1 protein-coding gene is annotated in these 451 nt (G+C 63.4%); it reads right to left on the reverse strand.

Features of this window, described 5'->3' with window-relative positions; genetic code table 11:
* Nucleotides 1-451, reverse strand: a 451-nt coding sequence (locus tag DVK00_RS20950; RefSeq protein WP_147435953.1) for an FAD-dependent oxidoreductase, incomplete at both ends; no start/stop codon positions are given.

Genomic DNA, 451 nt, shown 5'->3' on the forward strand with positions numbered 1-451 from the left:
CGGGATTTGTGGTCTGGAAGTACTCGTCGACGCGGATCGCCCCGTCAGGCTCCGTCTCGACGCCCACCCTCTCTAGACCGATATTTTCGCTATTGGGCTGGACTCCAGTTGCGACGAACAGCGCCTCGGCGGTGACCGCTCGCTCCTCGCCATCGACGACGGTCTCCACCGTGACGTCCTGCTGGCTCGGCTGGGAGCTGCCGTCGGTCGCTGCGGTCCGAACTCGTTTGAAGTCGTTGCCGGTCACGATGTCGATACCCTCCTCGTGGAGGGCCCGCTGGAGCTCCTGAGCGAGTTGGCCTTCCATATCCGAGAGGACGCGCTCGGAGCGCTGGAGGATCGTCACGTCGACGCCGACGCGGTGAAGAATCTGACCCCATTCGAGGGCAATGTACCCACCGCCGAGCATCACGATACTCTCGGGAAGGTCGCGTTCTTCGAGGATCGTCTC

The sequence above is a fragment of the Haloarcula sp. Atlit-47R genome, assembly GCF_003665985.1.
Classification (GTDB): domain Archaea; phylum Halobacteriota; class Halobacteria; order Halobacteriales; family Haloarculaceae; genus Haloarcula; species Haloarcula taiwanensis.